General features: G+C 70.9%; 19 protein-coding genes. 17 read left to right on the top strand and 2 right to left on the bottom strand.

Features of this window, described 5'->3' with window-relative positions; all coding sequences use genetic code 11:
* The first annotated feature begins 145 nt into the window (after positions 1-145).
* The 13 genes from GY170_RS04480 (at position 146) to GY170_RS04420 (ending at position 13,417) form a co-directional block, all read left to right on the top strand.
* A complete protein-coding gene (locus GY170_RS04480; protein WP_203531159.1) occupies positions 146-1,633 on the top strand; it encodes a phytoene desaturase family protein in 1,488 nt (495 codons plus the stop codon).
* Entirely contained in the window at positions 1,630-2,817 is a 1,188-nt protein-coding gene (locus GY170_RS04475; RefSeq protein ID WP_163890363.1) for an aminomethyl transferase family protein, read from the top strand. Before GY170_RS04480 ends, GY170_RS04475 begins: the two co-directional genes overlap by 4 nt.
* Positions 2,814-3,929: an aromatic ring-hydroxylating oxygenase subunit alpha gene (locus GY170_RS04470; RefSeq protein ID WP_163890361.1), complete on the top strand. Its 1,116-nt coding sequence runs from the start codon at positions 2,814-2,816 to the stop codon at positions 3,927-3,929. The genes GY170_RS04475 and GY170_RS04470 overlap by 4 nt, the downstream gene beginning before the upstream one ends.
* Positions 3,926-5,140 (top strand): aromatic ring-hydroxylating oxygenase subunit alpha, encoded by a 1,215-nt coding sequence (locus tag GY170_RS04465; RefSeq protein ID WP_163890359.1) that lies wholly within the window; start codon positions 3,926-3,928, stop codon positions 5,138-5,140. Before GY170_RS04470 ends, GY170_RS04465 begins: the two co-directional genes overlap by 4 nt.
* A 25-nt stretch (positions 5,141-5,165) precedes the next feature.
* A complete protein-coding gene (locus GY170_RS04460) occupies positions 5,166-6,269 on the top strand; it encodes a polyamine ABC transporter substrate-binding protein (protein ID WP_163890357.1) in 1,104 nt (367 codons plus the stop codon).
* A complete protein-coding gene (locus tag GY170_RS04455) occupies positions 6,269-7,408 on the top strand; it encodes an ABC transporter ATP-binding protein (RefSeq protein ID WP_163890355.1) in 1,140 nt (379 codons plus the stop codon). Before GY170_RS04460 ends, GY170_RS04455 begins: the two co-directional genes overlap by 1 nt.
* A gap of 3 nt (positions 7,409-7,411) precedes the next feature.
* A complete protein-coding gene (locus GY170_RS04450; protein ID WP_328799989.1) occupies positions 7,412-8,383 on the top strand; it encodes an ABC transporter permease in 972 nt (323 codons plus the stop codon).
* Complete coding sequence (locus GY170_RS04445) at positions 8,380-9,219, top strand: ABC transporter permease (protein ID WP_163890353.1); 840 nt, start codon at positions 8,380-8,382, stop codon at positions 9,217-9,219. Before GY170_RS04450 ends, GY170_RS04445 begins: the two co-directional genes overlap by 4 nt.
* Positions 9,216-9,455 (top strand): hypothetical protein, encoded by a 240-nt coding sequence (locus GY170_RS04440; RefSeq protein WP_203531158.1) that lies wholly within the window; start codon positions 9,216-9,218, stop codon positions 9,453-9,455. The genes GY170_RS04445 and GY170_RS04440 overlap by 4 nt, the downstream gene beginning before the upstream one ends.
* 18 nt (positions 9,456-9,473) lie before the next feature.
* The gene (locus GY170_RS04435) at positions 9,474-10,244 is read left to right on the top strand and encodes a class I SAM-dependent methyltransferase (protein ID WP_163890351.1); all 771 of its coding nucleotides are present in this window, start codon (positions 9,474-9,476) and stop codon (positions 10,242-10,244) included.
* 194 nt (positions 10,245-10,438) lie between these two features.
* Complete coding sequence (locus GY170_RS04430; RefSeq protein ID WP_163890349.1) at positions 10,439-11,212, top strand: ion transporter; 774 nt, start codon at positions 10,439-10,441, stop codon at positions 11,210-11,212.
* A 106-nt stretch (positions 11,213-11,318) separates the two neighbouring features.
* Positions 11,319-12,671, top strand: coding sequence for a phospholipase D-like domain-containing protein (locus GY170_RS04425; protein WP_235937791.1), 1,353 nt, complete (start codon positions 11,319-11,321; stop codon positions 12,669-12,671).
* A complete protein-coding gene (locus tag GY170_RS04420) occupies positions 12,668-13,417 on the top strand; it encodes an endonuclease/exonuclease/phosphatase family protein (RefSeq protein WP_163890345.1) in 750 nt (249 codons plus the stop codon). The genes GY170_RS04425 and GY170_RS04420 overlap by 4 nt, the downstream gene beginning before the upstream one ends.
* Here GY170_RS04420 and GY170_RS04415 read toward each other — a convergent pair.
* The gene (locus GY170_RS04415) at positions 13,375-14,109 is read right to left on the bottom strand and encodes a class II aldolase/adducin family protein (RefSeq protein WP_163890343.1); all 735 of its coding nucleotides are present in this window, start codon (positions 14,107-14,109) and stop codon (positions 13,375-13,377) included. The genes GY170_RS04420 and GY170_RS04415 overlap by 43 nt on opposite strands.
* Positions 14,106-15,236 (bottom strand): TauD/TfdA family dioxygenase, encoded by a 1,131-nt coding sequence (locus GY170_RS04410; RefSeq protein ID WP_163890342.1) that lies wholly within the window; start codon positions 15,234-15,236, stop codon positions 14,106-14,108. Before GY170_RS04410 ends, GY170_RS04415 begins: the two co-directional genes overlap by 4 nt.
* Before the next feature lie 117 nt (positions 15,237-15,353).
* Between GY170_RS04410 and GY170_RS04405 the strand changes: the two genes are divergently transcribed.
* The 4 genes from GY170_RS04405 to GY170_RS04390 all read left to right on the top strand — a co-directional run bounded on the left by GY170_RS04405 (position 15,354) and on the right by GY170_RS04390 (position 19,845).
* Complete coding sequence (locus GY170_RS04405) at positions 15,354-16,232, top strand: LysR substrate-binding domain-containing protein (protein WP_163890340.1); 879 nt, start codon at positions 15,354-15,356, stop codon at positions 16,230-16,232.
* Positions 16,233-16,341: 109 nt separating this feature from the next.
* A complete protein-coding gene (locus GY170_RS04400; RefSeq protein ID WP_163890338.1) occupies positions 16,342-16,977 on the top strand; it encodes a TetR/AcrR family transcriptional regulator in 636 nt (211 codons plus the stop codon).
* Positions 16,978-17,092: 115 nt separating this feature from the next.
* Positions 17,093-18,268, top strand: coding sequence for a pyridoxal phosphate-dependent aminotransferase (locus tag GY170_RS04395; protein ID WP_163890336.1), 1,176 nt, complete (start codon positions 17,093-17,095; stop codon positions 18,266-18,268).
* A 2-nt stretch (positions 18,269-18,270) separates the two neighbouring features.
* Entirely contained in the window at positions 18,271-19,845 is a 1,575-nt protein-coding gene (locus GY170_RS04390; protein WP_163890334.1) for a 5-guanidino-2-oxopentanoate decarboxylase, read from the top strand.
* Positions 19,846-19,974: the final 129 nt, after the last annotated feature.

Below are 19,974 nucleotides of genomic sequence, written 5' to 3'. Positions count from 1 at the left end.
CGGAGCACCAAGCCCAGCCAGAGCGCCAGCCCGACGGGACGGGCGGGCGCTCGCCCTGCGCCTTTGGCGCGGACCGGGCGGGGGAGCAGCTCAGGCGGAGTCGCCCGCCTTCCCACCTCCCCCACCACCCACCGGAGCCATGCCCATGCGTAGCGCGCTCGTCATCGGCGGCGGGGCCAACGGGCTCGCCTGTGCCTTCCGGCTCGCCAAGGGCGGCGCCAGGGTGACGCTCATCGAGGCGGCCGACGAGATCGGCGGCGGGGCGCGGACGATGGAGTTCGCTCCGGGCTTCCGCACCTCCGGCCTCGCCCATCTCGTCCATGGGCTCGATGCCCGGGCCGCGAAGGAGATGGGGCTGGAGGACCACGGCTTCACCGCCTCCGCCCCCCTCTCCACCACGCTGCCGGGCGACACCCCCATCACCGTCTCCCCCCGAGGCGAGGTCACCGGCACCGACAGCGCCGCGTGGGACGCGCTCCACGCCCGCCTCTCCCGCCATGCGGGGCGCCTCGCCCCGTTCCGCACCATGCGACCGCCCCGGCTCAAGGGGCGGCAGGACTGGCGCAAGCTCGCGCCCACCGCCTTCGGCCTCTCCCGCGCGGGGCGGGAGGATCTGCGCGACCTGATGCGCCTCGCCCTCACCAATATCGCCGACGTGGCGGAGGACGAGCTGACGGATCCCCGCCTGCAAGGCCTCCTCGCCTTCGACGCCACGCTCGGCGCCTGGGCGGGGCCGCGCTCCCCCGGCACGCTGCTCCTCTACCTCAACCGCCTCGCGATGGGCGACGTGCGCCTGCCCGCCGGCGGCATGGGCGCCCTCGCCACGGCGATGGCCCGCGCCACCGAGGCAGCGGGCGTGACCATCCGCACCGGCACCCGTGCCGAACGGCTGATCGTGGAGGAGGGCCGGGCCGTCGGCGCACTCCTCTCTTCCGGAGAGGAGGTCCGCGCCGCCACCATCGTCTCCGCCCTCTGCCCGCAAGCGACGCTCCTGCAGCTCGCCGGGGCGCCGGCGCTCGATACCGGCATCGTCCGCCGGGCGCGAAACATGCCGTTCCGCGGCGCCGCCGCCAAGATTCACCTCGCCATCGAGGGTGACCCCGGCCTCGGCGACCTGACGCACCGCATCGTCCTCGCCCCGTCGGTCGACCACGTCGAGCGGGCCTTCAACCCGGTGAAATACGGCGAGGTGCCGGCCGAGCCGGTGCTGGAGATCACCTGCCCCTCGGCGCATGACCCCTCGCTGGCGCCCGAGGGCCGGCACGTCCTCTCCATCATCGCCCAGTTCGCGCCCCATGCCCCGAAGGACCCGGCCGCGGCGGCCTCCGCCTTCAAAGAGGCCGTCTGGCGGGTGCTCGAGGCCGCGGCGCCGGGCCTGCGCAGCCGGACGCTTCACGAGGAGCTGCTGATGCCCTCCGACATCGAGGCCCGCTACGGCCTCAAGGGCGGCTCGTGGCACCATGGCGACTTCGCCGTCGAGCGGATGCTCTTCCTGCGGCCCTTCGAGGAGGCGGCGGGCTACGCCGCCCCCCTGCCCGGCCTCTGGCTCGCCTCCGCCGGCTCCCACCCGGGCGGCGGCGTCACCGGCACCGCCGGGTGGAACGCCGCCGAGCAAGTGCTGAGGGCCGCATGAAGGACCTTCACGACACCGCCCGCCCCTGGGAGCGCCCGCTCCTGCGCTCCCCCTTCCACCCGCGGATGGAGGCGCTGAACCGGCATTCGAGCTGGGCGCCGTGGTCCGGCTGGCTCTCGGCGCTCGACTACGGCGACACCGAGATGGAGGTCAGCGCCATCCGCAACACGGCGACGCTCTACGACCTGTCGCCGATGGTGAAGTACCGGGTGGCTGGTCCCGGGGCGGAAGCGATGCTGGACAGGCTGACCCTCCGCAACGTCGCGAAGCTCAAGCCGGGCCGCGTCCAGTACACCGGCTGGTGCGACGACGACGGCAAGCTGCTCGACGATGGCACGCTCTTCCGCCTCGGCCCCGAGGAGTTCCGCCTCTGCTGCCAGGAGCGGCACCTGCCATGGCTGCTCGACAGCGCCATCGGCTTCGACGTGGCCGTCGAGGAGGTGACGGAGGAGATCGCCGCGCTTTCCCTCCAAGGGCCCTGCTCGGCTTCGGTCCTCCGCGCCGCAGGGTTCGACATCGAGGCGCTGAAGCCCTTCCAGCACGACACCCAAGGCGGCATCCTCATCTCCCGCACCGGTTTCACCGGCGATCTCGGCTACGAGCTGTGGACGGGCGCCGACGCCGCCCTGCCCCTCTGGGACCGGCTGATGGAGGCCGGCGCGCCGTGGCACCTGCGCCCCGTCGGCTCCACCGCGCTGGATATCGCGCGGATCGAGGCGGGGTTCATCGTCGCCGGGACGGATTTCATCCCCGCCGAGCAGGCGCTGCGGGAGGACCGGGTGCTCTCGCCGCTCGAACTCGGCCTCGGCTGGATGATCGACTGGGAGAAGGGGCATTTCACCGGCCGCCGGGCGCTCGCCGCCGAGCGGGAGGGCAACACCTCCCGCTGGGCGCTCGTCGGGCTGGAGGTGGAGGGCAACGTCGCCGCGGAGGGCGCCATCGTCTACCGCGGCAAGCGCCGCGAAGTCGGCACCGTCACCTCCGCCATCTGGTCGCCCACCACCAAGCAGAGCCTCGCGCTGGCGCTGGTGGAGGCGAAGCATGCCGCCTCCCCCGACCTCTGGGTGGAGATCTACGCGATGCGCGAGCTGCGCTATGCCAAGCTGATGCAGCGGGCGCGCCCCGCCCCGCGCCCCTTCTTCTCCCCAGCCCGCCGCCGGGCGACACCGCCGGGGGCCGTATGACCTCTCCCCTCCTCGATCACTGCCCGCCGACGCTGCCGGCCGCCGCCTACCGCGACGCCGCGTGGCACGAGCGTGAGCTGGCCGGCATCTGGCGCACCGAGTGGGTCGCCATGGGCCGGGCGGAGGACTTTCCCGCCCGCAGCGTGCGCCGCCGCGAGGTGGGGGGCGCCGAGGTCATCGTCGTGAACGACGGCAAGGAGACGCGGGCCTTCCACAACGTCTGCCGCCACCGGGGGAGCGAGCTCTGCGCCGTCGATGGCCCGCTCGGCAAGCTGATCACCTGCCCCTACCACGCCTGGGCCTACGCGCCCGACGGGCGGCTGATCTCCACCGCCTTCGCGACGCCGGGTGAGGATTTCCAGCGCGGGGACCATGGCCTCCTGCCGCTGCACGTCAAGCTCTGGAACGGCATCCTCTTCCTCTCCGCCGCCGAGGAGGCTCCGCCCTTCGTCACCGATATCGGGGCCGACAAGCTCGATAGCTGGCCGATGGAGGAGCTGCGCCTCGGGCACCGGCTGGAGACCACCATCCAGTGCAACTGGAAGGTCTTCTGGGAGAATTACAACGAATGCCTGCACTGCCCGGGCATCCACCCGACGCTGATCGACATGGTGCCCGTCTACAAGCACGGCGTCATGGCCGAGAACGAGCGCGTCGACGGCGGCGCGGCCCACACCGCGCTCAAGGACGGCGCCCGGACGTGGACGGAGACGGGCGCGCCCTGCGGCCCCGTCTTCCCGGACTTAAGCGAGGCGGAGCAGGCCGAGGGTTTCCGCTTCGTGACCATCTGGCCCAGTGCCTTTGTCGTCGCCCATGTCGATTACGTCCGCCTCGTGCGGCTCACCCCCGTCTCGCCCACCGAGACGCGGCTGACGGCCGACTGGCTCTTCTCCGAAGAGACGCTCTCCCAGCCCGGCTTCGACGCCGCCGCCGTCGCCCGCTTCGCGACGCAGGTGCTCAGCGAGGATGCCGCCGCCTGCGAGATGAACCAGCGGGGCCTCGCCTCGCCCGCCTACACCGCCGGGCGGCTGATGCCTCAGGAATACGAGATCGCCGCCTTCCACCTATGGGTTCTGGACCGGCTGATGCCCGATGAAGGAGTGACCCGATGAACGCCGATGCCCGCAAGATCACCATCCCAAACGAGTGGGACCGCCGCGGCCTGCCCGGCTGGACCTACCACTCCGAGAAGATGTTCGAGCTGGAGCGTGACCACGTCTTCCGCACGCACTGGATGATCGCGGGGCACGTTTCCGACATCCCTGACGATGGCGACTGGATCGCCTTCGACATGCTGGGCGAGCGGGCCATCGTCATGCGCGGGCAGGATGGCGAGGTGCGGGCCTTCCACAACCTCTGCCGGCACCGCGGCGCCCGCGTGGCGGACGGCGAGAGCGGCCATTGCCGCGGCGCGCTCGTCTGCCCCTTCCACGGCTGGGTCTACAACACCGACGGGAGCCTCCGCGGTGTCTCCCGGCCGGAGACCTTCGACGATCTCGACAAGGCGGAGTTCGGGCTGAAGCCGGTGGAGATGGAGATCTGGAAGGGCTTCATCTTCCTGCGCTTCCTCCCCGGCCCCCAGCCCAGCGTCGCCACGCTCTTCGCCCCCTTCGAGGCGGATTTCGACGCCTACAAGTCCGCTGAGCTGCTGCCCGAGGGCGACGTGCTCTGGGAGACGACGCTGCCGGTCAACTGGAAGTCGATCCGCGATGTCGACAACGAGGGCTACCACGTCGCCCTCGCCCACCCCGGCCTGCAGGATCTTTACGGCCGCACCTATCGCGACGAGGTGTTCACGGGCGGCGTCTCCTACAGCCACGGCCATTTCGGCGACAAGCCGGCGCGGCTCTGGTCCGTCAAGGAATACGTCAAGGCCAGCCCCGAGCGGCCGGACCTGCCCGAGCACCTGCAGAAGGCGTGGACGTATTACGGCCTCTTCCCCACCGGGGTCATCGCCTTCACGCCCGAGCACGCGAACTACTACCAGGACATCCCGCTCTCGGCCGGCGAGACGCTGCTGAAGGGCCGCACCTACCGGATGCCCGGCGAGGACCGGCAGGCGCGCATCGCCCGCTACCTCGCCCAGCGCATCGACCGCGAGACCAGCGAGGAGGATCAGCAGCTCTCCATCTGGTCGAACGAGAGCATGAAGTCGTCCGCCTTCGAGGATTTCCACCTGTCCGACCTCGAATACGGCCTCAAGACCCACCACGACGAGCTGCGCAAGCTCCTGCCGGTCATGCGGCTGGCAGAGGCGCCGCCCGAGGACAGGCTCGCGCAATCCAACGAAGAACTGGCTCTGGCCCTGCAAGGCGCGGGATAATCTCTGACAGGAGAAGGGAACGATCATGCGACTGAACCGACGCAAGACTCTCGGCCTCATGGGCGGCGGCCTCGCCATGCCCTGGGTCCGGCCATCCTACGCGCAGAGCGGCTCGCTCTACATCTACAACTGGGCCGATTACATCGGCGAGACGACGCTGGAGGATTTCGAGAACGAGTTCGGGATCGAGCCGGTCTACGACACCTACTCCTCGTCGGAGGAGATGCAGGCCAAGATGCTGGCCGGCATGACGGGCTATGACGTTGTCTTCCACGCCGGCATGGACATGCCCCGCTCGATCCAGGCAGGCATCTACCAGAAGCTCGACAAGTCGAAGCTGACCAACTGGGGCAACCTCGACACCGAGATCCTTGCCATCCTCGCCGGGTGGGACCCGGGCAACGAATACACCGTGCCCTACATGTGGGGCTCCGTCGGGATCACCTTCAACGTCGACATGGTGCGCGAGCGCCTGCCCGATGCCGACCTCGCCGACATGTCGATCATCCTCGACCCCGAGAACGCCGCGGCGCTGGCCGATTGCGGCATCTCCATCCTCGACAGCCCGACCGACGTGCTGCTCATGACGCTGCCCTACCTCGGCATCGACGGGAACACGAAGGACGTCGCCGACTACGAGAAGGTGGTGGAGGCGTTCCGCCCGGTGCGCGAGTACATCCGCACCTTCGACAACACCAACTACCTCAACGCCATCCCCAACGGCGAGCTCTGCGTCATCAACAACTGGTCGGGCGACTACGGCGTCGCCGCGGGCCGGGCGGAGGAAGCGGGGATCGAGATGAACCTCGCCTATTATGTGCCGAAGACCGGCGCGCCGGCATGGTTCGACGTGATGGCGCTGACGTCCGACAGCGCCAATGTCGAGAACGCGCACACCTTCATGAACTACATGCTGCGGCCCGAGGTCATCGCCGCCTGCACCAACTACACTTGGTATGCCAACGCCAACGCGGCGGCCGACGAGTTCGTCGATCCGTCGATCCTCAACAACCCGGCCGTCTACCCGGATGCGGAGAACACGGCGCGCCTCTACGCGCCCGATCCCTTCACCGAAGAGCAGGACCGGGCGATCAACCGGGCCTGGCAGGCCATCAAGGCGGGCGGCTGATGGCGGACGGCCCGGCGGCTCTGGAGGCTCCGGTGGCCGAGGCCGCCGCCGGAGCCCCGTTCGTGCGCGTCGAGGGGGTGTCGAAGAAGTTCGGCACCTTCCTCGCCGTCGACGACGTCTCCTTCGACATCGCGCGGGGGGAGATCTTCTCCCTCCTCGGCGGCTCGGGCTGCGGCAAGACGACCCTGCTGCGGATGCTCGCCGGCTTCGAGGAGCCGACGAAGGGGCGCATCCATATCGACGGGCGGGACGTCACCGACGTGCCGCCCTACGAGCGCCCCGTGAACATGATGTTCCAGAGCTACGCGCTCTTCCCGCACATGAGCGTGGAGAAGAACATCGCCTACGGCCTCAAGCACGAGCCCCTCAGCCGCGGCGAGCGGGCGGACCGCGTCGCCGAGATGCTGGAGCTGGTGCAGCTGCAGGATTACGGCGGCCGCAAGCCTCACCAGATTTCCGGCGGCCAGCGCCAGCGCGTCGCCCTCGCCCGCGCCCTCGCCCGGGCGCCGAAGCTCCTCCTCCTCGACGAGCCGCTGGCGGCGCTCGACAAGAAGCTGCGCGAGCACACGCAGTTCGAGCTCATGTCCATCCAGGAGCAGACGGGCGTGACCTTCATCGTGGTGACGCACGATCAGGAAGAGGCGATGACCCTCTCCTCCCGCATGGCGGTGATGGAGAAGGGGCGCATCCGCCAGATCGGCACCGCGACCGACATCTACGAATATCCGCAGAACCGCTTCGTCGCGGACTTCATCGGCTCCATCAACCTATTCGAGGGGCAGGTCCGCGCCGTCTCGGGCGGCGTGGCACAGGTGGAGGTGGAGGAGCTGGGGCAGGTCTCCGTTACCGCCGAGGGCGAGGTGGCGGCCGGCCAGCCGGTGACGCTGGCGCTGCGGCCCGAGAAGCTCTCCCTCTCCCGCACGGAGCCGGAGGCGCAGAACCGGGTGGCCGGCACGGTGGAGAGCCTCGCCTATTTCGGCAAGGATTCGCTCTACCGCATCCGCCTCGCCTCCGGCCGCGTCGTCAGCGCCAACGCGCCCAACGCGCGGCGCGGCGGCGAGGGGCAATGGGTGGCGGACTGGGAGGACGACGTCTGGCTCTCCTTCGCCCCCTCCTCCGCCATCCTGCTGGTGGAGTAGCCGATGGCCGCGATCACCGACCCGCTGGAGGACGAGGCGAGCCGCCGCCGCCGTCTCGGCCGCTGGTTCCACCGGCAGGGCTACATGCAGGGGATCATCGCCATCCCCTACATCTGGCTCGTCGCGTGGTTCCTCGTGCCCTTCCTCATCATCTTCGCGATGAGCGTCGCCACCCGCACGCCGACGGCGCCGCCCTTCGGCTTCGGCGGCGAGAATCCCCTGCTCAACTGGTCGCATTACGAGCGGCTCTTCACCGACAGCCTCTACATCCGCGCCTACCTGACCTCGCTGGTCAACGCGGTGGCGGCGACGGCGCTCTGCCTCGTCATCGGCTACCCGATCGCGCTCGGCATCGCCCGCGCCTCCCGCTCGTGGCGCTCGATCCTGCTGATGCTGGTGATCCTGCCGTTCTGGACGTCGTTCCTGCTGCGCGTCTACGCGTGGATCGGGCTGATGGGCACCAATTCGTGGTTCAACGAGATGCTCACCGCCGTCTGGAACGGCCTCGTCCCGCAGGCGTGGGAGCTGGCCTACGTGCCGCTCATGAACACCAACGCCGCCGTCATCCTCGTCACCATCTACTCCTACCTGCCCTTCATGATCCTGCCGCTCTACGCGAACCTCGAAAGGCTCGACCTGACGCTGGACGAAGCGGCGATGGATCTCGGCTCCCGCCCCATGCGCGTCTTCTGGGACATCACACTGCCCCAGTCGGTGCCCGGCATCATCGCCGGCGGGATGCTCGTCTTCATCCCCGCCTGCGGGGAGTTCATCATCCCCAACCTCGTGGGCAGCGCCTCGCGCCCCATGATCGGCGCGGTGATCAACGACGAGTTCGCCTATGCCCGCGACTGGCCCATGGCCTCCACCGTCGCCGTGGCGCTGCTCTTCCTGCTGGTCGTGCCCCTCATGGTCTACACCTGGGCGGAGCAGCGGGCGGAGGACAAGGCCCGCGCAAGGGAGCAGGAGGGATGAAACACCGCCCCTGGTTCCTCTACACGATGGTCGTCTTCGGGCTGGCCTTCTTCTACGTGCCGATCCTATCGATGATCGTCTATTCCTTCAACGCCAGCCGGCTCGCCACCGTCTGGGGCGGCTGGTCGACCAAGTGGTACGGGGAGCTCTTCCAGAACGAGCAGGTGCTGGAGGCGGCCATCCTGTCGCTGAAGATCGCCGTCGTCTCCGCCACCGCCGCCACCGTCCTCGGCACGCTGGCCGGCTTCGCGCTGGCGCGGGTGAAGCGCTTCCGCGGGCGGACGCTCTTCTCTGGGCTGGTGACGGCGCCGCTGGTCATGCCGGAGGTCATCACCGGCATCGCCTCGCTGATGCTCTTCATCCTGATGGCGCAATGGATCGGCTGGCCGCAGCGGCGCGGCTTCTCCACCATCACCATCGCGCACATCACCTTCTCCCTCGTCTTCGTGGCCACGATCATCCGGGCGCGGCTGCTGTCGATGGACCGCGACATCGAGGAGGCCGCCGTCGATCTCGGCTCCCGCCCCTGGCAGGTGATGTGGGACGTGACGCTGCCCGTCATCTCCCCCGCCATCCTCGCCGGGTGGCTGCTGGCCTTCACCATCTCTCTCGATGACGTGGTGATCACCAACTTCACCACCGGGCCGGGCAACACGACGCTGCCGATCCTCATCTGGTCGAAGGTCAAGCTGGGCGTGACGCCTGACATCAACGCGCTGGCGACGATCACCGTGTGCATCGTCGGCCTCGGCGTGGTCGTCGCCGGGCTGCTCCTCAACCGCGCCGAGAAGCGGCGGCAGAAGGACGAGGCCATGGCCTACCAGGAGAACCGGTGAGCGTCGCCGCGCAGCCCGAGCCCTCGCGGGAGGAGATGCTCCGCCTCCTGCACCTGCCACTCGGCCGCCCGGGCTCCGGCCGCGAGCGCTACGCGGCGGCGATGTGGTTTCACGCGCGGGGCGAGCTCAGCCACAGGGCGCTGGAGGTCTACCGCGTCCTCTCCCCGCGAGACGGCGACGACCCCGCCCAGCTCCTCGACGCCGAGCCGCGCCCGGCGCCAGCTTCCGGCCCCTGACCCAGACAGGAGACCCCCATGGACGACCTCTACCACGCCGCCCTCATCGACCTGCTGGAGAGCCTCTGGGGCACCGGCTTCCTCTCCCCCGGCGGGCCGGAGGAGGTGGCGCGTGTGCTGGAGGGGGAGAGCATCGCCGGCGCCTCCGTCCTCGACATCGGCTGCGGCGCCGGCGGCATCGATCTGGCACTGGTGCGGGACCACGGCGCCGGCTTCGTGACGGGGATCGACGTGGAGGACGGCGTCCTCTCCCGCGCCCGGGCGCTGGTGGGGGAGGCGGGGCTGGACAGCCGGATCGGCCTCATCAAGGTCGCCCCCGGCCCCCTGCCCTTCCCTCCGGGGACGTTCGATGTCGTCTTCTCCAAGGATTCCATCGTCCACATCCCCGACAAGCATGCGCTGATGGCGGAGGTGGCGCGGGTGCTGAAGCCCGGCGGCCGCTTCCTCGCCTCCGACTGGCTGATCGGCCATGACGACGAACCCTCGGCGGCGATGAAGGACTACATGGCCGCCGAGGACCTCGACTTCGGCATGGCCTCCCCCGCCCGCTACCGCGACGCCTGCGCTGCGGCGGGATTCACCGGCGTGGAGGTGCGTGACCGCAACCCGTGGTACCTCGGCGTCGCGCGCGAAGAGCTGGCGCGCTTCCGGGGGCCGTGGGCCGAGGAGGTCGCCGCCCGGCTGGGGCCAGACTTCGTGACGAAGAACGCCGAGATCTGGGAGAAGATGGTGCCGGTGCTGGAGAGCGGCGAGCACCGCCCGACGCATATCCGCGCCCGGCTGAGCTAGGCCCTCTCCCTCTCCACCGGGGGAGACGAAAATCGCGCGATTTTCGTGCACGGAATTCGCGCGAATTCCGGCGCCCGGCCGCGCCGCCCCTCCGCCCTTCCTGACCGCCGCGCGCCCCCCTTTGCCGCAGCGCCCCCCTTGGCGAATCCGTCCGCTTGCCCACATCAGGGGGACACGCCGCAACGGGAGCCCCCATGTCCATCCGCCAGCGCCTCGCCCGCCTTCTCGACCACCCCGCGACGGGGCGGGTGATCATGGCGGTGATCCTCTTCAATGCCGTGATACTTGGGCTGGAGACGTCGGGGCGCGTCATGTCCGTCGCCGGGCCGCTGATCATCCTGCTCGACTGGATGTGCCTCGCCTTCTTCGTCGCCGAGCTGGCGGCCAAGCTCATCGCCCGGGGCCGGAGCTTCTGGCGCAGCGGCTGGAACATCTTCGACTTCGTCATCGTCGGCATGTCGCTCGTCCCCGCCAGCCACGGCTTCGCCGTCCTGCGGGCCCTGCGCATCCTGCGGCTCTTGCGCGTCGTCTCCGTCGCGCCGACGCTGCGCCGGGTGGTGGAGGGCTTCCTCTCCGCCCTGCCGGGCATGGGCTCTGTCTTCCTGCTGATGGGGGTGATCTTCTACATCGCCTCGGTCATGGCCACGCGCCTCTTCGCGCCGACCTTCCCCGAGTGGTTCGGCACCCTCGGTGCCTCGGCCTACTCGCTCTTCCAGATCATGACGCTGGAGAGCTGGTCGATGGGCATCGTCCGCCCGGTGATGGAGGTGCATCCGCAAGCGTGGCTCTTCTTCGTGCCCTTCATCCTCGTCACCACCTTCGCGGTGATGAACCTCGTCGTCGGCCTCATCGTCAACTCCATGCAGGATGCCCATACGCAGGAGACGACGGCAGCGACCGACGATTACCGCACCCAGGTCCTCGCGCGGCTGGAGGCGATCGAGGCGCGGCTGGGGGAGCGTCAGTGAGGGGTTGCCGGGCGGGGCATATGCTCCACCTCTGGGAGAAAGCCCCTGGGCGAGACAACCGCCGCGCGGGCAGAACAGGGACAGGACAGATGACGGTGGCCGGGGCGTGCTGACCCTCCTCCATGACCATTTCCTCGTCGTCGCCGGCATCGTGGCGGCGGCGGTCTGCGTGGTGTTCATCCTGCAGCAGCGGCGCACCCCGCAATCCGCGGTGGCGTGGATTTTCTTCATCATGCTGGTGCCCTACCTCGCCGTGCCCGTCTTCCTCGCGCTCGGCGTGCGCAAGCAGGGCACGCGCTTCCCGCCGCTCTCCTTCACCGGGCCGCAGAAGGAGGAGATGGCGGTGGATGCACCGCCGCTGGCGGAGACGTTCCGCCGCCTCGGCGCGCCGCCGGCGGTGCGCGGCAATGTGGTGCGGCTCAACGCCACCCCGCAGGAGGCGCAGGCGGCGCTGGAGGAGGTCATCGCCTCCGCCCACCACAGCCTCGACATCTGTCTCTACATCGTCGACCGCGACGACAGCGGCCGCCGCTTCCTGCACCTCCTGGCGGACAAGGCGCGCGAGGGGGTGCACGTGCGGCTGGTGCTCGACCGGCTCGGCTCCCTCTTCCCGCCCCGCAAGGCGCTGGCGGCCTACCGGGAGGCGGGCGGTGAGCTGCGCTGGTTCTCGCCCTTCCTGCACCCGCCGGACAACGGGCACCTGAACCTGCGCAACCACCGCAAACTCGCCATCGCCGACGGCCGCCGCGCCTGGACGGGCGGGCGCAACGTGGGGGACGATTACTTCTCCCCCGGCGGCTGGACGGATCTCGGCATGCGGCTCGAGGGGCCGGTCGTGCAGCACCTCTGGGATGTCTTCCACAGCGACTGGGACGTGACCGGCGGCGCCCGCGCCACCGACCTGCCCGACAGCCGCGCCCCCGCCGGCGACGCGGTGCTGCAGCTGGTGCCGACGGGGCCGGATGATCCCGGCGACGCGCTGCACGAGGGGTTGGTGCAGGCCATCCACGCCGCCACGAGGCGCGTCTGGATCGCCACGCCCTACTTCGTGCCGACCGAGCACCTCGAGCTGGCGCTCGTCACCGCCGCGCGGCGCGGACTCGACGTGCGCCTCTTGGTGCCGCAGCACTCCAACAAGCGCGTCACCGATTTCGCCCGGGGCGCCTACCTGCGTGACCTCGACAGGCGCGGCGCCCGCATCCTGCGCCACCCCGAGATGCTGCACGCCAAGGCCGGCCTGATCGACGGCGCCGGCTGGGTCGGCTCCGCCAATTTCGACGTGCGTTCCATGCTGCTCAACTTCGAGACAACGCTCTTCCTCTACGACGAGGAGACCGTGTCAGAGCTCGAATTGTGGTTCGGCGAGCGGATGGCGGAGGCGCGCGAGGGCGTGAGCCGCCCGCACCTGACCCGCCGCCTGCTCGAGAACACCTTCCGCCTGGGGGCTCCCTTCCTGTGACAGAGCTGCGCGTCGCCACCTACAACATCCGCAAGGCCCTCGGCACCGACCGGCGGCGCGACCCGGGGCGCGTCCTGCGCGTCATCGACGCACTGAAGGCGGAGGTCGTCGCCCTGCAGGAGGCCGACCTGCGCCTGCCCCCCCGCCGCCCGGCGCTCGACCGGATGGAGATCCTCCAGCGGACGGGGCTGCGGCCCGTGGAGTTCAGCCATGGCCGCGAGAGCCTCGGCTGGCATGGCAATGCTCTCCTGGTCAGCCCCGAGATCGAGGTGGAAGAGCGCGGCCACCACGACCTGCGCAGCCTCGAGCCCCGCGGGCTGGTCGAGGCGGTGCTGTCGAAGGAGGGGCGGCGCTTCCGCGTCTTCGCCATCCATCTGGCGCTGGCGCGGGTGGTGCGGCGAGCGCAGCTCTCTCATCTGGGCGACATTCTCGCCGCTTCCGCCGAGGAGCTGCCGACGCTGGTGATGGGCGACTTCAACGAGCGCAGCACCTCCGTCGGCCTCGGCCGGCTGGCGAAGCGCTTCACCATCCTCGCCGAGGCGCCGACCTACCATTCGCGGCGGCCGATGTTCTCCCTCGACCGGATCGCCCACACGGGCCAGTTCCGCACCCGGGAGGTGAAGGCCGTGGCGACGCCCGAGAGCCGCCTCGCCTCCGACCACCTGCCGCTGACGGCGGAGCTGTCGCTCGCCCGAGAGGTCGGTCAGGCTCGCCAGGATGCGTCGGGCAGGCTCTCCTTCAAGTAGTCGAAGTGCCGGGCACCCATGCCGCGGTAAGCCTCCCAGCCCGCCGCCGTCGCCTCGGCCACCTCGTCCGAGAGCACCGCCAGCGGCTGGCCGGTGGACATTGCGAGGATCTGCGTCTGCGCCGCCTTCTCGAAGAAGTAGAGGTCCTCGAACGCCTCGGCCACGCTCGCCCCAGCCACGGACACCCCGTGGTTGCCCATCACCAGCGCGCTGTTGCCGCGCATGGCCTCGGCGAGGTGGCGGCCCTCGTCGGCGCTGTCGGAGATGCCGCCGAAGGCGAGGTCATAGCCCACCCGCCCCCAGAAGCGGGCGGTGTTGTTGTCGAGCGGCAGCAGCCTCGGGTCCTTCAGGCAGGCCAGCGCCGTCGCATAGGGCGAGTGGCAATGCAGGATCACCCGCGCCTCCGGCAGCTCGCGGTGCATCGTACCATGGATTGCCCATGCGGAGGGGTCGGGCGCCTCCGGCCCCTCCATCACGCTCTCGTCCTCGGTGTCGAGGAGCAGCAGGTCGCTGGCCCGGATGGTGGCGAAGTGCTGCCAGCGCGGGTTGAGCAGGAAGCGCCGCCCGTCGGCGCTCACGGCGGCGGAGAAGTGGTTGCCCACCGATTCCGACCAACCGAAACGGTGGCAGAGCCGGAAGGCGGCGGCGAGATCCTGCCGCAGCGCCGTCTCGTTGATCGCCTCGTCCTTCACTTGAACCGCCCTTCGCTGACCAGCGCCCGGTAGGTGGAGCGCATCTCCGCCCGGTCGGAATAGGTGCCGCGCAGGTACCGCTCGCCCGAGGTGGCGGAATAGGCGGCGCGGCCATGCACGATCCGGTGGTTGTCGAACACCATGCACTCCCCGGCCTTCATGGTGAAGCGCATCAGGTAGCGCTCCTCCTGCAGCATCTTCCCGAAGCGGCAGAAGGCCGGGTACCAGTCATCCAGCAGGTGCTGATCCAGATCGAGGATGTCGAGCATGTGCTGGCTGAGCGTGAGCCCCGAGACCTCGCCATGCTCGTCGAGCTCGATGATCGTCTGGCGGGAGCGCATGTCGTAGCTGTCATGCTCGCAGAAGAACGGCACTTCCGTCTCGGAGAGCAGGCGGAAGCCCTCGGGATCGCGGGCGCGAAAGTCGTTCGCCACCGCCACACCGTCGGCGTAGAGGCTCATCCCGCCCTCCACCGTGTTGGCGCGGCAGTGGAGGAACTGCACCCCCGGCGCCGTCTCCTCCGCCGGCGTGTCGGTGTGCAGCTCCAGTGCACCGGCTGTGTACGCGGTGTTCGTCGGGTTGATATGCGTCTTCACGTCGAAATAGAGGCCGAAGAAGGTGGGCCGCACCTGCCCCATCAGCTCGACAAGCTCCGTCAGCCCCGCATCGCTGTCGGGCATGTCGGTGACGATGGCGAGGCCCTCGACGATCAGCGCCTCCAGCCAGTCCGCCACCTTCGCCTTGTCGGCCTTGAGCTCCGGCTGAGAGAAGCGGGGGATGTCGGGGTAATGGTCGCCGTACCAGGCCCGGCGCGGCATGTCCGCCGGGTCAGACCGCTTGGTGGGGGCGGCGTACTGCGCCAGCATCGCCAGCGGGTAGCGGGAGGTGTGGTCCTCCCCCGCCCAGCGGATCACCAGCGCCTCGCCCTCGATCTCCGCCGTCTCCGGCCGCGGCGGGGCGGCGAGGTGGAGGATGTCGAAGCTCCGCTCCCGCGTGGAGCGATCGAAGGAGCTCGGGCAATTGTCCCGCAGCCAGTAATGGTTGAAGTAGCTGCGCCCGGCGGGAAGGGCGATCTCCAGCCCGGTCTCCCCGACGGCGACGGGCGCCTCGGCCTGCATGACGTTCATTCGGCTGGCTCCTTAAGTTAGGCGGCACGGATGGTGGCTTTCGCGCAACCTCGCACCTCGCTCGGCGCCGAAACAGCCCGATTGCGCTGAAGTCGAGTTAAGCGCAGGGTTAAGTCGATGGACCGTCTGCCCCCCCTCCGCCTGCTCGCCACCTTCGAGGCCGTGGCCCGCCTCGGCTCCATGCGCGCCGCCGCCGCCAGCCTCAACGTCACCCAACCGGCTGTGACGCAGGCCCTGAAAGCGCTGGAGGATCACGTCGGCGCTCCGCTCCTCGACCGGGCCACCCGCCCCGCCCGGCTGACGGCAGCGGGCGAGCAGCTGGCCCGGGTCACCCGCGAGGGGCTGGGGCAGATCGGCGCGGCGATCGACGATATCCGGGCCCGGGCGGATCTGGCGGAGGCGCAGGTGACGGTCGCCTGCACGCTCGGCATGGCGACCTACTGGCTGATGCCGCGCCTGCCGGCCTTCTACGCCGCGCATCCGGACATCACCGTCAATGTGCAGGCCCCGCCGACCGACCTGCCCGCCCTCTCCCCCGGCATCGACGTGGCGCTGCGCTACGGCGAGGGCGAGTGGCGGGACGGCCCGACGCACCGGCTCTTCGAGGAGCGGGTCTGCCCCGTCGGCCGGCCCGACCTCCTCGCCCGCCTGGTGGAGCTGCCCGCCGCGCCTCTCATCCATGTCCGCTCGGCGCAGAACCTGCACTGGGCGGGCTGGCCGGAATACCTCTCCGCCCGCGGCCTGCCCCGCGCGAGGCAGCCGGGGCAGAGCTTCGACAATTACGTGCAGGCGACGCAGGCGGCGCTCGACGGGCGCGGGCTGATGCTCGGCTGGCGCTCCATCACCGCCCGCCTGGTCGCCGAGGGCGCCCTGGCCCAATGGCCGGATGGAGAGGTGGATCTCGGCACCGCCTACTGGCTCACCGAAGGCCCCGCCCCCTCCTCCGGCGCCCGCGCCTTTCTCGCCTGGCTGCGAAGCCTCCAAGACCGCCCCTGACGTTCATCTGGCCCCAAATACCCTCGGGGGGAGCCGAAGGCGGGGGGCAGAGCCCCCCTCCGCCCTCTGCCCCCTTGCGCTCCCCGTCCCATGGCCCCTATACAATCGTATGACAACCACCCGCCGCGCCTATCGCCGCGAAAGCCCCGCCAACCGCCGGCAGGATCTCGTGGATGCCACCCTCACCCTCCTCGCCGAGGCGGGGCCCGAGGCGGCGACGGTGCGCGCCATCGCCGAGCGGGCGGGCGTGACGCAGGGCATGATCCGCCACCATTTCAACGGCAAGGACGCGCTGGTGAACGCCGCGTACCAGGCGCACATGGCGGCGCTGAGCGAGGCGATCGCGGCCCAGGTCGCCGCCGCCGGCCCCTCCGCCACCGCACGGCTGACGGCGATGATCCGCGCCTCCGTCACCCCTCCCGTGGCGGAGAGCACCGGCCTCTCCCTCTGGGCCGGGTTCCTGCACCTCGTGCGCCAGTCACCGGCCATGGCCGTCACCCACGAGGCCAGCTACCTCGCCTATCGCGACCAGCTGCAGGCCCTCCTCGTCGAGGCGCGCCAGGAGGCGGGCAACCCCCTCCCGGAGGAGGAGGCCCGGGCCCTCGCCATCGCCAGCAACGCCGTCATCGACGGCCTCTGGCTGGAGGCCGGCGCCCTGCCCGAGGCCTTCTCCCCCGGCGAGATCTTCTCCCTTGCCCTCGCCTCCGTCGGCACCCTCGCCGGCCTGACTCTCACCCCGTCATGACGCGCCGCGTTTCGCCCGGCGCCCCGCTGTCTTTGGTCCGATGAAATCCTCCGGGGGTCCGGGGGTGGAAAACCCCCGGTCCCGCTCTCTCCCCTCTCTCCACCGGAGCCGCCTGATGCGCTACGCCCCCATCCTCGACCGCCTTGGCCACCTCGGTGGCGCCAAGTGGGACATCCACCTCCGCGCCGCCGAGATGGCCGCCGCGGGGCGGGACGTCATCGACCTGACCATCGGCAACCCCGACATCGCCGTCCCGCCGCCCCTCCTCGACGCTGCCGCCGCCGCCATGCTGGCCGGCCGCACCGCCTATTCCGACGGCCGGGGCGAGGCGACCCTCCGCGCCGCGCTCGCCGCCCGCTACAGCCGCACCACGGGGCGGGATATCACGCCCGCGCAGGTCCTCTGCTTTCCCGGCACCCAGACGGCGCTCTACGCGGTGATGATGGGCCTCGCGGAACCCGGCAGCGAGGTTCTCGTCGGCGATCCCATGTATGCCACCTACGAGGGCGTCATCCGTGCGGCGGGGGCGGAGCCCATCGCCATCCCGCTCCGCCCCGAGCGCGGCTTCCGGCTGGCGGCGGAGGATCTGGCGGCGCGCGTGACGCCCCGCAGCCGCGCCATCCTCCTCAACTCGCCGCAGAACCCCACGGGCGCCGTCCTGCGCCCCGAGGACATCGCCGAGATCGGCGCCCTCGCCCGGGAGCATGACCTCTGGATCGTCGCCGACGAGGTCTACGAGGAGCTGATCTTCGCCGGCACCCCCTTCGCCTCGCCGCTGGCCCTGCCCGAGCTCGCCGATCGCACGGTGATCGTCTCCTCCATCTCGAAAAGCCACGCCGCCCCCGGCTTCCGTTCCGGCTGGGCCATCGGGTCGGAGGCCTTCTGCGAGAAGCTCCTGCCCCTCTCCGAGACGATGCTCTTCGGCAACCAGCCCTTCATCGCCGACATGACGGCGCTCGCCGTCTCCGCCCCGTCGGAGACGGCGCGCGGCATGTGCGCCCGCTTCCAGGCCCGGGCCTCCCGCCTCGCCGAGCGGCTGGAGGAGCTCACGCCCCTCCGGGTCAACCGCCCGGAGGCCGGCATGTTCGCCCTCGTCGACATCCGCGCCACCGGGAGGGGCGACGCCGCCTTTGCCCGCTCCCTGCTGGAGGAGACGGGCGTGGCGCTGATGCCCGGCAGCGTCTTCGGCCCCTCCATCGCCGGCTGGGTCCGGCTGGCGCTGACGGTGGACGACGCGCGCATCGACGAGGCGACCCGCCGCATCGCGGCGCATGTGACAGCGGAGGTCTGAACATGGCGACCATCGGAGAAGCGCTGATCGCGGCGCTGGAGGAGCGGGGCGTGGAGGTCGTCTTCGGGATCCCCGGCGTGCACACGGTGGAGCTCTACCGCGGCCTCGCCGGCTCCGGCATCCGCCATGTCACGGCCCGGCACGAGCAGGGCGCGGGATTCATGGCCGATGGCTACGGCCGCGTCGCCGGCCGGCCCGGCGTGGCGCTGGTGATCACCGGCCCGGGGGTGACCAACACGCTCACCCCCATGGGGCAGGCCCGGGCGGACTCCTCGCCAATGCTGGTGATCTCCGGCGTCAACGATCGCGCCTCGCTGGGCCGCGGCCTCGGCAAGCTCCACGAATTGCCCGACCAGCGCGCCACCGCCGGCTCCGTCGCCCTCTCCTCCACCCGCGTCTCGGCGCCGGAGGAGCTGGGCCCGGCGCTCGACGCCGCCTTCGCGGCTCTCGCCACCGGCCGCCCCGGCCCGCACCATATCGAGATCCCGCTCGACGTCATGCCCCTGCCCGCCGCGCCCGCCTCCGAGCCGCCGCTGACGCCCACGCCCTCGCTGCCGCCGGGGCTGGACGCCGCCGCCCGCCTCCTCTCCGCCGCCACGCGCCCGGTCATCCTCGCCGGCGGCGGCGCCCGCTGGGCCGAGGGCGCCCTGCGGGAGGTGGCCGAGGCGCTGGACGCCCCCGTTATCCAGACGGTCAACGCCCGCGGCCTGATGCATGCCCACCCGCTGACGGTGCCCGCCTCCCCGAGCCTCGATCCCGTGCGCGCCCTCGTCCGCGAGTCGGACGCGGTGCTGGCCATCGGCACGGAGTTCGGCCAGACCGATTATGACATGATGGTCGACGGCGGCTGGCCCGCCCCGCCCCGCCTCGTGCGGATCGACGTCTCCGAGGCGCAGCTGCGCCGCCACCCGGCGGAAATCGCCCTCGCGGGCCGCGCCGAGGAGCTCCTCCCCGCCCTCGCCGCCCGCCTGCCGGCCAGCGAGTCCCGAGACGGCCCGCGCAGGGCCGGCAAGGCCCGTGCCGCCGCCCGCGCCGCCCTCGACGCGGAGATGGCCGCCTGCCTCGCGGTCCTGGAGGCCATCCGCGATGCCCTCCCCGGCGCCCTGATCGTCGGCGACAGCACGCAGGCCGTCTATGCCGGAAACCTCTACTACGATCACGACCGCCCCGGCGGCTGGTTCAACGCCGCCACCGGCTACGGGGCCCTCGGCTTCGCCATCCCCGCCGCCATCGGCGCTGCCCTTGCCGCCCCCGGCACGCCGGTCGTCGCGCTGAACGGCGACGGCGGCGCGCAATTCTCCGTCGCCGAGCTGATGACCGCCGCCGAGGAGCGCCTGCCGATCACCTTCATCGTCTGGAACAACCGCGCCTATCTCGAGATCGCGCGCGCCATGGAGGGCGCCGGCACGCCCGCCATCGGCTGCCATCCCCTGCCGCCCGACTTCTCCCACATCGCCGCAGCCTGCGCCCTGCCCTACCGGCAGACAGGCGCCGACCCCGCCGACGTCGCCGCCGCGCTCACCGAGCTGCGGCGCGAGGACGGGCCGACCCTGCTGGAAATCCGCTCACCGGTCTGAGCCCGGCCCGACGGACAGAGGGGGGCGCTGCCCCCCGCCTTCGGCCCCCCCGGGATATTTGGAGAAAAGCGAGAGCCAGGAGCGCCCCTGTCTTTGGTCCCGAAAAATCCTCGGGGGGCGCCGGAGGCG

Origin of the sequence: Pseudoroseicyclus tamaricis, assembly GCF_012070395.1 — a bacterium.
GTDB lineage: Bacteria > Pseudomonadota > Alphaproteobacteria > Rhodobacterales > Rhodobacteraceae > Pseudoroseicyclus_A > Pseudoroseicyclus_A tamaricis.
The sequence above is the reverse complement of the archived record's forward strand: the minus strand, read 5'-3'. Positions and strand labels throughout refer to the sequence as shown.

What these genes read in the sequence shown, in the direction of transcription:
- GY170_RS04455 (WP_163890355.1), top strand. Translation starts at nt 6,269, where the DNA reads ATGGCGGACGGCCCGGCGGCTCTGGAGGCTCCGGTGGCCGAGGCCGCC.
- GY170_RS04400 (WP_163890338.1), top strand. Translation starts at nt 16,342, where the DNA reads ATGACAACCACCCGCCGCGCCTATCGCCGCGAAAGCCCCGCCAACCGC.
- GY170_RS04470 (WP_163890361.1), top strand. Translation starts at nt 2,814, where the DNA reads ATGACCTCTCCCCTCCTCGATCACTGCCCGCCGACGCTGCCGGCCGCC.
- GY170_RS04395 (WP_163890336.1), top strand. Translation starts at nt 17,093, where the DNA reads ATGCGCTACGCCCCCATCCTCGACCGCCTTGGCCACCTCGGTGGCGCC.
- GY170_RS04460 (WP_163890357.1), top strand. Translation starts at nt 5,166, where the DNA reads ATGCGACTGAACCGACGCAAGACTCTCGGCCTCATGGGCGGCGGCCTC.
- GY170_RS04450 (WP_328799989.1), top strand. Translation starts at nt 7,412, where the DNA reads ATGGCCGCGATCACCGACCCGCTGGAGGACGAGGCGAGCCGCCGCCGC.
- GY170_RS04475 (WP_163890363.1), top strand. Translation starts at nt 1,630, where the DNA reads ATGAAGGACCTTCACGACACCGCCCGCCCCTGGGAGCGCCCGCTCCTG.
- GY170_RS04445 (WP_163890353.1), top strand. Translation starts at nt 8,380, where the DNA reads ATGAAACACCGCCCCTGGTTCCTCTACACGATGGTCGTCTTCGGGCTG.
- GY170_RS04465 (WP_163890359.1), top strand. Translation starts at nt 3,926, where the DNA reads ATGAACGCCGATGCCCGCAAGATCACCATCCCAAACGAGTGGGACCGC.
- GY170_RS04405 (WP_163890340.1), top strand. Translation starts at nt 15,354, where the DNA reads ATGGACCGTCTGCCCCCCCTCCGCCTGCTCGCCACCTTCGAGGCCGTG.
- GY170_RS04410 (WP_163890342.1), bottom strand. Translation starts at nt 15,236, where the DNA reads ATGAACGTCATGCAGGCCGAGGCGCCCGTCGCCGTCGGGGAGACCGGG.
- GY170_RS04430 (WP_163890349.1), top strand. Translation starts at nt 10,439, where the DNA reads ATGTCCATCCGCCAGCGCCTCGCCCGCCTTCTCGACCACCCCGCGACG.
- GY170_RS04435 (WP_163890351.1), top strand. Translation starts at nt 9,474, where the DNA reads ATGGACGACCTCTACCACGCCGCCCTCATCGACCTGCTGGAGAGCCTC.
- GY170_RS04390 (WP_163890334.1), top strand. Translation starts at nt 18,271, where the DNA reads ATGGCGACCATCGGAGAAGCGCTGATCGCGGCGCTGGAGGAGCGGGGC.
- GY170_RS04480 (WP_203531159.1), top strand. Translation starts at nt 146, where the DNA reads ATGCGTAGCGCGCTCGTCATCGGCGGCGGGGCCAACGGGCTCGCCTGT.